This window comes from Microbacterium sp. (assembly GCF_052102115.1).
In the GTDB taxonomy this organism is placed as follows: Bacteria; Actinomycetota; Actinomycetes; order Actinomycetales; family Microbacteriaceae; genus Microbacterium.
Genome location: NZ_JBQDVP010000008.1, coordinates 39215 through 52463, shown reverse-complemented (window position 1 = coordinate 52463; position 13249 = coordinate 39215). Strand labels below are relative to the sequence as shown.

The following is a 13249-nucleotide window of genomic DNA, read 5'->3' as shown; positions in this document are numbered from 1 at the left end:
TTGGTTAACCGCGCCGATCCCCGGCAGAAGTCATACAGCACCGCCAACCAACCCCGAACATATGCGATAATTACTGAACGTACGGTCAGTAAAGACGAAGGAGTCGCCATGACCGAAGACGCCACGAGCGCCGAGCAGCGCCGCTTCGACGAGATCATCGCCGCGGACTCGCGCATCGAGCCGCGCGATTGGATGCCGGATGCCTACCGCAAGACACTCATCCGGCAGATCAGTCAGCACGCGCACTCCGAGATCATCGGCATGCAGCCGGAGGGAAACTGGATCACCCGCGCCCCGAGCCTGAAGCGCAAGGCGATCCTCATGGCGAAGGTGCAGGACGAGGCCGGGCACGGGCTGTACCTCTACTCGGCGGCCCAGACCCTCGGCATCACGCGCGACGAGATGATGGACCAGCTGATCACCGGCACGGCCAAGTACTCGTCGATCTTCAACTACCCCACCCCGACCTGGGCAGACATGGGCGCGATCGGCTGGCTCGTCGACGGCGCCGCGATCTGCAACCAGGTACCGCTGTGCCGGGCGTCGTACGGCCCGTACGGTCGCGCGATGGTGCGGGTCTGCAAGGAGGAGTCGTTCCACCAGCGGCAAGGTTTCGAGATCCTCCTCACCCTCATGCAGGGAACGGAGGCGCAGCGCCAGATGGCGCAGGATGCTGTGAACCGCTGGTACTGGCCGAGCCTGATGATGTTCGGGCCACCCGACGGCGACTCCCCGAACTCCGCGCAGTCGATGGCCTGGAACATCAAACGGTTCTCGAACGATGAGCTGCGTCAGCGCTTCATCGGGATGCTGGTGCCGCAGGCCGAGGTGCTCGGCATCACGCTCCCGGACCCGGCGCTGCACTTCGATGAGGAGCGCGGCGAGTACGTCGGCGGCGAGATCGACTGGACCGAGTTCTTCGAAGTGCTCGCCGGGCGCGGCCCGATGAACGCCGAGCGCGTCCGGGCACGGCGCGAGGCGCATGAAGAGGGCGCGTGGGTGCGCGAGGCTGCGGCAGCGTATGCGCGCAAGCAGGTGGCCCGGCCCGAGGAGGTGGCGGCATGAGCGAGAGCTGGCCGCTGTGGGAGGTGTTCGTCCGCGCGAACCGCGGCATGAGCCATGTGCACGCCGGGTCGCTGCACGCTCCGGATGCTGAGCTCGCCGTGCGCAATGCCCGCGACCTGTACACGCGCCGCGGCGAGGGGACGTCGATCTGGGTCGTGCCGTCGGATGCCCTCACCGCGAGCGACCCGGATGCCAAAGGCTCGTTCTTCGAGAGCCCGGCCGGCAAGAACTACCGCCACGCGGTGTACTACACCGCGTCCGAGGGGGTGCCGCACCTGTGAACGGATTCGGTGAGGTTGATTCCGGTGGGGAGGCTTCGACTGGTGCGGGCGAAAGGGTGGCTTCGACTCGCTCCGCTCGCTCAACCCGTTTCGTCTCCGGCGGCTCCGCCGCCTCCGCTCAACGCCCCGCGAGTGCTGCGGACAGCTCTGTCCGCGGGTCGTTGAGCGACACTTCGACTCGCTCGCGCTCGCTCAGTGCGGGTCGGAGCGAGACGAAACGCGTTGAGCGACGAGCGCAGCGAGGAGTCGAAACGGCCGCCCACGTCACCGTCGACGCACTCGACCTCGCCACCGAGCTCTCCGGTAACAGCGAAGCCGTGGCGACGAAAGCCGTCGCCACGTACACACTGTGGCTCGGCGATGACGCGCTGATCCTCTCGCAGCAGCTCGGCGCCTGGATCACCCGCGCCCCCGAGCTCGAAGAGGACGTCGCGCTCGGCAACATCGCCCTCGACCTGTTGGGCCATGCCCGCTCGTTCCTCCGCTACGCGGGCACGGCCGACGGACGCTCCGAAGACGACCTCGCCTACTTCCGCGACGAGCCGGAGTTCCGCAGCGCCTGGCTGTTCGAGCAGCCGAACGGAGACTTCGCGCAGACGATCGCGCGGCAGCTCGCGGCATCCGCGTACATGTTCGAGCTCTACTCGGCGCTCCGCTTCTCAGAAGACCCCGTTCTCGCCGCGATCGCCGAGAAATCGCTCAAGGAGGTCGACTACCACCGCGACCACGCCGTGCAGTGGACGCTGCGTCTCGCCGGCGGCACCGATGAGTCCCGTTGCCGCATGATCCGCGCCGTGACTGACGTCTGGCCGTACGTCGACGAGCTCTTCCGCGACGAACCGCTGATCGACGAACTCGACGGCATCGCCGTACGCCCGTCCGCCCTGCGCGACAGGTTCGACGCGGCCATCGACGCCGTCTTCGCCGAAGCAGAACTCGAGCGGCCGGAAGGCCAGCCGTCGTCCGGCGGCGGGCGCCGCGGCATCCATTTCCCTGCTCTTTCGCGCATCCTCGCTGAGATGCAGGTTCTCGCCAGACAGCATCCTGGGGCGACATGGTGACCACCACTCGCCAGCAGGAAGCCTGGCGCATCGCCGCGACCGTGACCGACCCGGAGGTTCCCGTCCTCACGATCGAAGACCTCGGCGTGCTGCGCGACGTCACCGTCAACAGAGCGGGCGACGGTGAGCGCGTCACCGTCACGCTCACCCCGACCTACAGTGGATGCCCGGCGCTGGACACCATGCGCGACGACGTCATCCTCGCGCTCACCGTGGCGGGCTTCGACGACGTCGAGGTGCAGACGACGCTCACCCCCGCGTGGACGACCGATTGGATGACGGATGCCGGAAAGCGCAAGCTCACCGAATTCGGAATCGCTCCGCCATCCGGCCGGGCCGCGCTGGGCCAGGGCCCGATCCGGCTGCGCCTGGCGGTGAAGTGCCCGCGCTGCGAATCGCTCGACACCCGCGAGGTCGCCCGCTTCGGCTCGACGTCGTGCAAGGCGCTCTACGAGTGCCGCGCCTGCCTCGAGCCCTTCGATCATTTCAAAGCGATATGAGTACGGTCACCCGGCGGCGCGGCCGCTTCCACGAGCTCGAGGTCGCAGAGGTCAGACCGCTGACCGCGGAGAGCATCGAGGTCACCTTCGCCGTGCCGCCGGACCTTGAGGCCGACTACCAGTACCTCCCCGGTCAGTACGTGGCGCTGCGTGCCCACGTCGACGGGCACGAGGTCAGGCGCAGTTACTCGATCTGCCGGCCGCCGACCCCCGGCCGAATCTCTGTCGGCATCAAGCGCGACCTCGGCGGGCTGTTCTCCGTGTGGGCCCACGAGAATCTGAAGCCCGGCGACCGCATCGAGGTGATGAGCCCGGAGGGTCGGTTCACCACGAACCTTCCCGACCTGGATCACGCGCACATCGCGGGCATCGCCGCGGGCTCGGGCGTCACGCCGATGATGGCGCTGGCCGCGCACGTGCTGGCCTCGTCGCCGACGGCGCAGTTCAGCCTCGTCTACACGAACCGCGCCACGCAGGACGTCATGTTCCTCGACGATCTCGCCGATCTGAAGGATCGCTACCCCTCCCGCCTCGCCCTCCATCACGTGCTCTCGCGCGAGCAGCGCACCGCTCCCCTGCTGTCGGGGCGCATCGACGCCGACAAGCTGAACGCGATCCTCGACGGGCTGGTTCCGCCTGAGACTGTGACCGAGTGGTTCCTATGCGGGCCGTTCGACCTCGTCGCCCTGTGCCGCGAGACGCTCGAGGGGCGCGGAGTGGCAACTGACAGCATCCGCTTCGAACTGTTCACGAGCGACGCCGACGGCCCGCGCGTCGACCGCGGCCGCCCGGTCATCATCGACACCGGCGACGAGGTGCGCCGGATCGAGTTCACACTCGATGGCCTGTCGTCGACGGTGGACTCTCCCGTTCCGGCGAACGAGGCGATTCTGGATGCTGCGCTGCGGGTGCGCGGCGACGTACCGTTCGCGTGCGCCGGAGGAGTGTGCGGCACGTGCCGCGCGCGTCTGATCGAAGGCGACGTGCGGACGACGCAGAACTTCGCCCTGGAGCCCGATGAGCTCGAGCGCGGATACGTGCTCACCTGCCAGTCCCACCCGACGACCGAGAGGGTCGTCGTCGATTACGACGCGTGACCGCCCGAAGGAGGAGCACCATGATCGATCTGACCATCACCGGCGATGATGTCGCCCACGTCGTTCTGAACGCACCGAAGAAGCGCAACGCGCTCGACCCGCAGGCGCTCGCAGAGCTCAGCGCCGCCTACGACGAGGCAGAGGCTGCGGGCGTGCGCGCACTGGTGCTGCGCGGAGAGGGTCCGGCGTTCTGCGCGGGTCGCGACATCGGCGGTGTCGACCCTGCCACAGACGACGTGACCGGCTACCTCGACGGGCTCGTGACACCGTTGCTGAAGAAGATGTCGGCGTTCCCCGCGCCGACGTTCGCCGCAGCGCACGGGGCGTGCCTGGGCGTTGGGCTGGGACTGCTCATCGCTACCGATGTCGTCTATGTGGCCGACACTGCCAAGATCGGCTCGCCGTTCGCCGCGCTCGGTGCGACGCTCGACTCTGGCGGGCACGCGCTGTTCTTCGATCGGCTCGGCGCGCACAAGACCCTCGATCTCATCTACACCGGGCGACTCATGACCGGCGCCGAGGCGGTGCAGTCCGGGTTGTTCTCGCAGGTGCTGCCGGAGGATGAGGTGCGCGCAGCGACGGAGGCCGCAGCATCCCGCGCCGCCGGAGGCGCGACCCAGGCGTTCCTCGCGAGCAAGCGCCTCGTCGCCCGCCTGCGCGACGAGCGCTTAGCCCTGTGGGATGCCGTTGCCGCCGAGAACGCGAACCAGACTGCGCTGCGCGACACCGCCGACTACCGCGAAGGGTTCGCCGCGTTCCAGCAGAAGCGGAAACCCGAGTTCACCGGACGCTGACCGGTTGCACCGGCCGCCGCAGACTCAGCTTTCAGCCCCATAGGTGGCAAGGAACACATCCAACGCCGCATCGACATGAGCAGCGATATCGAGCCCATCACGCGCCGCGCGGTCTCCCAGCAGCATGGCACGGTTGACCGGCTCGCCCATCACCAGCCAGTTGAGTTGAATGGCGGCGCGTTCCACCGCGGTCACAGCGAGAAGATCGGCGGCGACCAGAAGCCGGATCAGCGCGGCGAGCGCCCGAATCGCACGCTCGGCGCCGTGCTCGTAGAGCTCCCTGGCGAGGTCGGGGAACTGCGGAAGAAGTCCGATGACGAGTCGGCGCAGCGCCAGCAGATTCGGAGCGAGCACCGTTGCGAGTTGCTCATTCAACACCGGCCCAAGCACAGTGCGGGCGTCGTCTCCTGGCGCGATGGCCTGTGGAGCACTGTGCACCCGTTCACTCGCCGCTCGTGTCTGCGAACGGACGAGCTCGAGAAACAGTGATTCCTTGCTGCCGAAGTGGCCGTACAGGGTCTGCTTGGCGACGTCGGCGTCGTGGGAGATCGCATCCATCGTCACGGCCTCGTACGCGTTCGCGAGGAACGCGGCCTGTGCGGCCTCGAGAATCGCTTCTCGTTTCGCTATCGAGCTCGGCCGCTCCGTTCGACCGCCCCTTGACGTTTTCATACTGATAAGTCTAGTTTGGAGAAACCATACTCGCCAGTCTTGAAAGCGAAATCGACCATGAAGAGTCCCACCATGCAGTTCGAAGCCGAGCTCGTCCACGCCGACGAGACCGGCGGCTGGACCGTCTTCGAAGCGCCAGGGTCGAACGAGGCGTTCGGCACCGGCAACCCGGTTCGCGTCGTCGGCACGCTCGACGAGATCCCCGTCGCACTCACTCTGATGCCGTCGGGGCGCGGCTTCCATCTCGGCCCGGTCAAGGCCGCCACCCGCAAACAGCTCGGGAAGGACGCCGGCGACCACGTCACCGTCCGAATCGAGGCGGCATCGTGACCTGGCTCGCTACCAATCGAGGCGACCACGTCGCGTACGACGACTTCGGCCCTGCGGGCGCGCCGAGCGTGCTCTTCATCTCCGGCGCCGGCGACACGCGCGCCGGAGATACCGACACGCACGAGACCGCGGAGCGCCTCGCTGAACAGGGCATCCGTTCCCTGTATGCCGACCGGTTGGGCCGCGGCGAGAGCACCGCATCCGGCGCGATCGGGCTCGACGCACAGGTGGATGCGATCGCCGAGCTCGCCGCAAGCACGCAGGCGCCGGTCACTCTCGTCGGGCACTCGTCCGGGTGCCCGATCGCGATGCTCGCAGCATCCCGCATCTCTGAACTCGCCGGACTCGTGCTCTGGGAAGCGCCGCTGGGCCTGTTCCCGCAGGGTGCCCCGGCCTGGTGGGCGCACGTTCGCGCCGCGATCGACGACGGCGCGCTCGAGACCGCCGTCGAGCGGTACATGGACGGTATGCCGCCGGAGTGGATCGAGGAGCTCAAGACGTCCCCCTCCTACCCGGAGCTCGTCCTCAGCTGGATTCCGGATGGCGAGGCGCTGACGCTCGTCGAACAGCGCGGGTACCGCGACGTGCTGTCCACGACCTCGGCACCTGTGCTCGCCCTCACCGCCACCGAGGCCTTCCCCGGCATGGCGGAGACCGCGTCGGAACTCGCCGAGGCCGCAGCGCACGGCACGGCCGAGCAGCTGCTCGGCTCTGACCACTCCTGGGATCCGAACACCATGGCCGAGCGCCTGATGCGATTGCAGCCGGAGTCGCCCGGCAACTGACCAGCTGGCTCAGAGCCGCGTGCTGCGCGAGTCGACGACGCCGACGATCGCGCTAGCGATGGTTCCCAGCCAGCCGAGGAAAGCGACGATCAGCGCGACGGCGAAGACCGACCCGGCCGCGTCGCTGCTCATCATTCCCCACGTCGAGACCACCGATCCGAAAGGCGGCGAATCTCCACCGTCTTCGAGTGTGAACATCAGCACCAGCAGCGCCGCCCAGGTCAGCCAGTTGGCGATGTCGTAGAACAGTCGGGTGCTGCGCGCGGCCTTCGCATCGCGGTCGAAGACGACGATGATCGGCGGAATGTACATCGCGAGGGCGACGACCGGGCCGACGAACAGCCCGATGAGCGCCATCCACCCCATCGGAGCACCGAAGAAGCCCCGCCCGAACACGACGAGGAACGTCAACAGCACCGGTGCGATCCACTGGAAGATGCGAACGAAACGGGTGCCGGAGAGTCTCATGCCCCAACGCTATCTTCGGGTCGCACCTTCTGCCGTTCACAGAGCGCCAGAACGGCAGAAAGTGCGACCTGAACGCGGGGCTACAGGGCCCGGAGGATGTCGTCGACGCGCTCCTTGGCGTCGCCGAACAGCATCTGGGCGTTCTCGCGGAAGAACAGCGGGTTCTGCACTCCGGCGTATCCCGAGGCCATCGAGCGCTTGAACACGATGACGTTCTCGGCCTCCCAGACGCGCAGCACCGGCATCCCAGCGATGGGGCTGCCCGGGTCTTCGGCGGCGGCCGGGTTCACGGTGTCGTTCGCACCGATGACGAGGACGACGGCGGTCGATGCCAGGTCATCGTTCACTTCGTCCATCTCGAGCACGATGTCGTAGGGCACCTTGGCCTCGGCGAGCAGCACGTTCATGTGGCCGGGCAGACGCCCCGCCACGGGGTGGATGCCGAAGCGCACGTCCACCCCGCGATCGCGGAGTTTCTGGGTGAGCTCGGCGACCGGGTACTGCGCCTGTGCGACAGCCATCCCGTAGCCGGGGGTGATCACGACGGTCGAGGCGCTGCCGAGCATGTCGGCGACCGATTCCGCATCGATCTCGCGGTGCTCGCCGTGGTCGATGTCATCCTTCGCGGGCGCGGCAATCCCGAACCCGCCGGCGATCACCGAGATGAACGAGCGGTTCATCGCCTTGCACATGATGTACGACAGGTACGCACCCGACGATCCGACCAGGGCGCCGGTGACGATCAGCAGGTCGTTGTTCAGCAGGAATCCGGCGGCGGCCGCGGCCCAGCCCGAGTAGCTGTTGAGCATCGAGACGACCACGGGCATGTCGCCGCCGCCGATGGATGCCACGAGGTGCCAGCCGAGCGCGAGCGCCAGGACGGTCACGACGATGAGTAGCACGAGAGTCGGGGTGATCACGTACCAGACCGTGAGGCCGATGAACACGACGATCGCACCGAGGTTCAGCACGTTCTTGCCGGGCAGCATGAGCGGCTTCGACGAGATGCGCCCCGAGAGCTTCAGGAAAGCGACGATCGAGCCGGTGAAGGTCACCCCGCCGATAAAGATGCCGATGAAGACCTCGGCGTGGTGGATATCGGCGAGCGCCCCGGTGAGGCCCGGGCTGTGCAGGTGACCGTTCCAGCCGACGAGCACGGCGGCCAACCCCACGAAGCTGTGCAGCAGGGCGATGAGCTCGGGCATGCCGGTCATCTCGACACTGCGGGCTCGCCAGAGCCCGATCACGGCGCCCACGAGCATCGCGACCAGAAGCAGCACGAGCCCGATGACAGCCTGCGGCTGACCCCAGGCCCCCTGGAAGGTGACCCAGATCGTGGCCACGAGCGCGATCGCCATGCCGACCATGCCGTACGTGACGCCGGCGCGCGAGGACTCGTGGCGGCTGAGGCCGGCGAGGCTCATGATGAACAGCAGGGCTGCGACGATGTACGCCGCTCCCGCGACCGATGCGGAGAGTTCGATGGCGCTCACTTGCTGGCTCCCTTCGAGAACATCTTCAGCATTCGGCGCGTGACCGCGAACCCTCCGAAGATGTTGATGGATGCCACGAGCACAGCGACCGCGGAGAGAATCTGCACCACGAGGTTCGGCGTCGTGATCTGCACGATCGCGCCGACGATGATGATGCCCGAGATGGCGTTCGTGACGCTCATCAGCGGGGTGTGCAGCGCGTGCGAAACCTTGCCGATCACGTAGAAGCCGACGACGACCGACAGCATCAGCACGGTGAAGTGCTGCGGCAGCGGCGCGGGGGCGACCGCGTTGACGAGGAAGAGCGCCGCGATACCGACGGCGACCAGCGCGACCTTCGCTCCCCCGGAGAGGCCCTTCTTCGCGGGTGCTGCAGGCGCAGCATCCGCGGCCTTCGCCGGTGCCGGGGCGGCAGAGACCTGCACCGGCGGTGGCGGCCACGTCTCTTCGCCGTCGCGCACGACCGTCACCGCCCGCTGCACGACATCGTCGAAGTCGAGGACGAGCTGGCCGTCCTTCTCGGGGGTGAGGAGCTTCAGCAGGTTCACGAGGTTCGTGCCGTACAGCTGCGACGCCTGGGTGGGCAGGCGCCCGGCGAGGTCGGTGTAGCCGAGAATGACGACGCCGTTCTCGGTGACGACGCGCTCTCCGGCGACCGAGCCCTCGACGTTTCCGCCGAGAGCTGCCGCCATGTCGACGATGACGCTGCCGGGCTTCATGCTCGCAACATCCGCCGCCGTGATCAGCACGGGGGCTGCGCGCCCCGGGATCAGCGCCGTGGTGATGATGATGTCGACGTCGGCGGCCTGCTCCGAGTAGAGCTCGGCGGCGCGGCGGTCATACGCCTCGCTGGTCGCCTTGGCGTACCCGTCGCTGGAGACCTCCTTCTGCTCCTCCGCAACGATCACCTCGAGGTACTCGCCGCCGATGGACTTCACCTGATCGGCGACCTCGGGCCGCGGATCGGTCGCGCGCACGATCGCGCCGAGGCTGGATGCTGCGCCGATCGCCGCGAGCCCAGCGACACCGGCCCCGGCGACGAGCACCTTCGCCGGGGGAACCTTGCCGGCCGCGGTCACCTGCCCGGTGAAGAAGCGACCGAACTCGTTCGCCGCCTCGACGACGGCGCGGTAGCCGGAGATGTTCGACATGGAGCTCAGGACATCCATCGACTGCGCGCGGGAGATCCGCGGCACAGCATCCAGGGCGAGCGCCGTGATCCCGCGCGTCGCCAGCGCCTGACGCAGCTCGGGCCGCAGGTTCGGGGCGAGCTGCGCGATGAGCGTCGCGCCATCCGCGATCCTGGCGATCTCCGCATCCGTCGGTGCATTCACCTTCAACAGGATCGGCGACCCCCACGCCACGTCGGCGGCGACGATCTCGGCGCCAGCGGCAGCATACGCAGCATCCGGATAGGCGGATGCGACGCCCGCCCCGCTCTCGACGACGATGTCGTACCCGATCTTGCGCAGAGCGCCCACGGTCTGCGGCGTCGCGGCGACCCGCGTCTCACCGCCCTGTTCCTGCACGATGCCGATACGCGTCATCCACAACTCCTGTCTCTCGTCGATGACAGACGGCATTGCCCATCTTCGACACACATGAGACGAGACTCTATCGACGACGAACCGAAGCGCAAGGCAATATTCCGCCCGGCGGTGCAGAAAGAATCTGGATTCTTTACAGAATCACACAGCCCCACACTTGCCAGCCCATTTCACAGGCGTCAGGCGAAATGACGGATGCGTCCATGCATCCGTGATCGCGACTGACAGGTGTCGCGGGGGCGACTCAGGCCGAGGTCAGCACCAGCCCCGTCCCGTCTGCCGCGACGTCCACCCGCACCGTGTCGCCGTCGCGCACGCCGCCCGAGAGCAGCGCGGTGGCGAGCCTGTTCTGCACCTCGGTCGTGATGAGCCGGCGCAGCGGGCGCGCGCCGTACACCGGGTCGTATCCGCGTTCGGCGAGCCACGACCGCGCGTCTGGAGTGACCGCGAGCGCGAGCCGCCGCTCGTGCAGTCGCTGCTGCAACTGGTCGACCGTGAGCTCGACGATCTGAGCGAGGTCGTCCTCGGTCAGCGACTGGAACATCACGATGTCGTCGAGCCGGTTGAGGAACTCGGGCCGGAACGACTGCCGCACCAGCGCCATCACGGCGTCCCGCTTGTCCTCAACAGACATCACCGGGTCGATGAGGATCGGCGAGCCGATGTTCGAGGTGAGGATCAGGATGACGTTCGAGAAGTCGACCGTGCGTCCCTGTCCGTCGGTCAGGCGCCCGTCGTCGAGCACCTGCAGCAGCACGTCGAACACCTCGGGATGCGCCTTCTCGACCTCGTCGAGCAGCACGACCGAGTACGGGCGACGACGAACGGCCTCGGTGAGCTGGCCGCCTTGCTCGTAGCCGACGTACCCCGGAGGGGCGCCGACGAGTCGTGACACGGAGTGCTTCTCGCCGTACTCGGACATGTCGATGCGCACCATCGCGTGCTCGTCGTCGAACAGGAACTCGGCGAGCGCCTTGGCCAACTCGGTCTTGCCGACACCGGTCGGGCCGAGGAACAGGAACGATCCGGTCGGGCGGCCGGGGTCACTGATGCCCGCGCGCGAGCGGCGGACGGCATCCGACACCGCCCGCACGGCATCCTTCTGTCCGATCAGGCGCCTGCCGAGTTCGTTCTCGAGATGCAGCAGCCTCTCGCTCTCGCCCTGCAGCAGGCGGCCGACGGGGATGCCGGTCCATGCGGCGATGACGCCCGCGATGTCTTCGTCGGTGACCTGCTCGTTGACCATGCGCGCTTCGCCCGACTCCGCCGATGCGGCCTCGGCGTGCTCGGCCTCGGCGATGTCGCGCTCGAGGCGCTTGATCGTCTCGTACTCGAGCTTGGATGCCTTCGTGTAGTCGGCATTGCGCATCGCGAGGTCGCGCTGGGTGACCGCGTCGTCGAGCTGCTTCTTCAGATCGCCCACGCGGTTGAGCCCCTGGCGTTCACGGTCCCAGCGCTCTTCGAGACCGGCGAGCTCACGCTCCTGCTCGGTGAGCTGCTCGCGCAGCGCGGCCAGGCGCTCCTTCGACGCGGCATCTTTCTCGCGCTTCAGGGCGAGCTCTTCGAGCTTCATCCGATCGACCTGGCGCTTGAGCTGATCGATCTCGACGGGAGACGAGTCGATCTCCATCTTCAACCGCGACATCGCCTCGTCAATCAGGTCGATGGCCTTGTCCGGCAGCTGCCGCGCGGGCAGATACCGGTTCGACAGGGCGGCAGCGGCGACGAGCGCGCCGTCCGAGATCGTCACGCCGTGGTGCGCCTCGTAGCGGCCCTTGAGCCCGCGCAGGATCGCAATCGTATCTTCGACGGTCGGCTCGCCGACGTACACCTGCTGGAAGCGGCGCTCGAGAGCGGCATCCTTCTCGATGTACTCGCGGTACTCGTTCAGCGTCGTGGCACCGATCAGGTGCAGCTCACCGCGGGCGAGCATGGGCTTGAGCATGTTGGATGCCGCAACCGACCCCTCGCCGCCGCCAGCACCCATGAGCGTGTGCAGCTCGTCGATGAAGGTGATGACCTGGCCGTCGGACTCGGTAATCTCCTTCAGGACCTGCTTCAGGCGCTCTTCGAACTGCCCGCGGTACATGGCTCCGGCGACGAGGGCCGAGATGTCGAGGGTGATGAGGTCTTTGTCCTTCAGAGATTCGGCGACGTCGCCCGCAACGATGCGCTGCGCCAGCCCTTCTACGACAGCAGTCTTACCGACGCCGGGCTCGCCGATGAGCACGGGGTTGTTCTTCGTGCGGCGGGTGAGCACCTGGCTGACGCGACGGATCTCGCTGTCACGGCCGATCACCGGGTCGAGCTTGCCCTGGCGGGCGCGGTCGGTCAGGTTGATGCCGAACTGCTCGAGGGCGGACTGCTGGTCGTCTTGTGCGGGCGTGGTCATCTGTCTCCTCCTGGGACTCCTCGCAAAGTTGAGTGTTGTTGACTCAACTTTAGCAGATCAGCGTCATCTGCGGAAGAGGACGAGGGAGTGATTCCCGGCTATGGTGTGGCCTGAGGGAAGGAGCTCGCATGCAGGGCCACCCGTCGCGCACGCGACGAAAACTGTTGCGCATCGCGGGATCCGCCGCTCTCGTGCTCGTTTTCGTCATCGTCATCTGGATCGACTTGACCACGGGTGTCTGGCAGCAGGCGGTGATCCTCTCGGGCATCGCGGCGGGCGTGCTCACCTTCCTGCTGACGGCTCTGTTCTTCGAGCGCTGGATGAGCGGCGCAGACCATCGGCGCTGGTACCCGGTCACCCATCTCGCTCTGACCGATCTGCTGCATACGCTGGGCGACGAAGAGCGCAGCCAGCTCAGCCGCGGGGTCATCGTGGCGCGTGCGATCGACGACGCCGGCGATCACGCGCAGGTTCTGGAGGCGATCCACAGCGAGCGTCGCACGATCACCCAGGTGCTCGTCCGATGGGCCGGCTTTCTCGCGGCGAGCGCAGATGTGCAGGGCATCATGGATCACATCGCTGCTCTCGCGCTGCGGCTGGATGCCGCGCGGGATGCTGTGCTCGAGGCTGAGGTGACACCCGAGAATGCCGACGCGCAGGCCGCGATGCGCGCATCGATCGAGGCCGCGAACGCTTCGATCCGCGGCGCCGTCGACGAGATCGAGGCAGTACTCCACACGTTCGCGAAGAAGCAGGCCTGACGG

General features: G+C 67.4%; 14 protein-coding genes. 9 read left to right on the top strand and 5 right to left on the bottom strand.

The annotated features are described in order from the left end of the window. Window positions 1–108: 108 nt before the first annotated feature. The 6 genes from paaA (at window position 109) to ACTICP_RS04500 (ending at window position 4798) form a co-directional block, all read left to right on the top strand. Entirely contained in the window at window positions 109–1065 is a 957-nt protein-coding gene (gene paaA, locus ACTICP_RS04525; RefSeq protein ID WP_441889939.1) for a 1,2-phenylacetyl-CoA epoxidase subunit PaaA, read from the top strand. Next, on the top strand, window positions 1062–1346 hold the full coding sequence (gene paaB / locus ACTICP_RS04520) for a 1,2-phenylacetyl-CoA epoxidase subunit PaaB (protein WP_441889937.1): 285 nt from the start codon (window positions 1062–1064) through the stop codon (window positions 1344–1346). The genes paaA and paaB overlap by 4 nt, the downstream gene beginning before the upstream one ends. Window positions 1347–1507: 161 nt before the next feature. Further along, window positions 1508–2407, top strand: a complete 900-nt coding sequence (gene paaC, locus ACTICP_RS04515; RefSeq protein ID WP_441889935.1) for a 1,2-phenylacetyl-CoA epoxidase subunit PaaC — start codon at window positions 1508–1510, stop codon at window positions 2405–2407. Further along, a complete protein-coding gene (gene paaD / locus ACTICP_RS04510; RefSeq protein WP_441889933.1) occupies window positions 2401–2907 on the top strand; it encodes a 1,2-phenylacetyl-CoA epoxidase subunit PaaD in 507 nt (168 codons plus the stop codon). The genes paaC and paaD overlap by 7 nt, the downstream gene beginning before the upstream one ends. After that, window positions 2904–4004 carry a 1,2-phenylacetyl-CoA epoxidase subunit PaaE gene (gene paaE / locus ACTICP_RS04505; protein ID WP_441889931.1) on the top strand — a complete coding sequence of 367 codons (1101 nt, stop codon included), beginning with the start codon at window positions 2904–2906 and terminating at the stop codon, window positions 4002–4004. Before paaD ends, paaE begins: the two co-directional genes overlap by 4 nt. A gap of 20 nt (window positions 4005–4024) precedes the next feature. Beyond that, window positions 4025–4798, top strand: coding sequence for an enoyl-CoA hydratase/isomerase family protein (locus ACTICP_RS04500; protein ID WP_441889929.1), 774 nt, complete (start codon window positions 4025–4027; stop codon window positions 4796–4798). A 24-nt stretch (window positions 4799–4822) separates the two neighbouring features. Here ACTICP_RS04500 and ACTICP_RS04495 read toward each other — a convergent pair whose 3' ends face one another. Continuing rightward, window positions 4823–5569, bottom strand: coding sequence for a TetR/AcrR family transcriptional regulator (locus ACTICP_RS04495; protein ID WP_441889927.1), 747 nt, complete (start codon window positions 5567–5569; stop codon window positions 4823–4825). Here ACTICP_RS04495 and ACTICP_RS04490 point away from each other — a divergent pair. Beyond that, window positions 5543–5800, top strand: coding sequence for a DUF1905 domain-containing protein (locus ACTICP_RS04490; protein WP_441889925.1), 258 nt, complete (start codon window positions 5543–5545; stop codon window positions 5798–5800). The two genes, ACTICP_RS04495 and ACTICP_RS04490, sit on opposite strands and share 27 nt — an antisense overlap. Further along, window positions 5797–6585 (top strand): alpha/beta fold hydrolase, encoded by a 789-nt coding sequence (locus ACTICP_RS04485; protein WP_441889923.1) that lies wholly within the window; start codon window positions 5797–5799, stop codon window positions 6583–6585. The genes ACTICP_RS04490 and ACTICP_RS04485 overlap by 4 nt, the downstream gene beginning before the upstream one ends. A gap of 9 nt (window positions 6586–6594) precedes the next feature. On the opposite strand, the gene ACTICP_RS04480 is transcribed toward ACTICP_RS04485, so the two are convergent. The 4 genes from ACTICP_RS04480 to ACTICP_RS04465 all read right to left on the bottom strand — a co-directional run bounded on the left by ACTICP_RS04480 (window position 6595) and on the right by ACTICP_RS04465 (window position 12485). Then, a complete protein-coding gene (locus ACTICP_RS04480; RefSeq protein WP_441889921.1) occupies window positions 6595–7053 on the bottom strand; it encodes a hypothetical protein in 459 nt (152 codons plus the stop codon). Between the two features lie 80 nt (window positions 7054–7133). Further along, complete coding sequence (gene pntB, locus ACTICP_RS04475; RefSeq protein ID WP_441889919.1) at window positions 7134–8546, bottom strand: Re/Si-specific NAD(P)(+) transhydrogenase subunit beta; 1413 nt, start codon at window positions 8544–8546, stop codon at window positions 7134–7136. After that, window positions 8543–10093 (bottom strand): Re/Si-specific NAD(P)(+) transhydrogenase subunit alpha, encoded by a 1551-nt coding sequence (locus tag ACTICP_RS04470; RefSeq protein ID WP_441889917.1) that lies wholly within the window; start codon window positions 10091–10093, stop codon window positions 8543–8545. The genes pntB and ACTICP_RS04470 overlap by 4 nt, the downstream gene beginning before the upstream one ends. 244 nt (window positions 10094–10337) lie before the next feature. Continuing rightward, entirely contained in the window at window positions 10338–12485 is a 2148-nt protein-coding gene (locus ACTICP_RS04465; protein WP_441889915.1) for an ATP-dependent Clp protease ATP-binding subunit, read from the bottom strand. A gap of 128 nt (window positions 12486–12613) precedes the next feature. On the opposite strand from ACTICP_RS04465, the gene ACTICP_RS04460 reads away from it, so the two are divergent. Continuing rightward, window positions 12614–13246, top strand: a complete 633-nt coding sequence (locus tag ACTICP_RS04460) for a hypothetical protein (protein WP_441889913.1) — start codon at window positions 12614–12616, stop codon at window positions 13244–13246. Window positions 13247–13249: the final 3 nt, after the last annotated feature.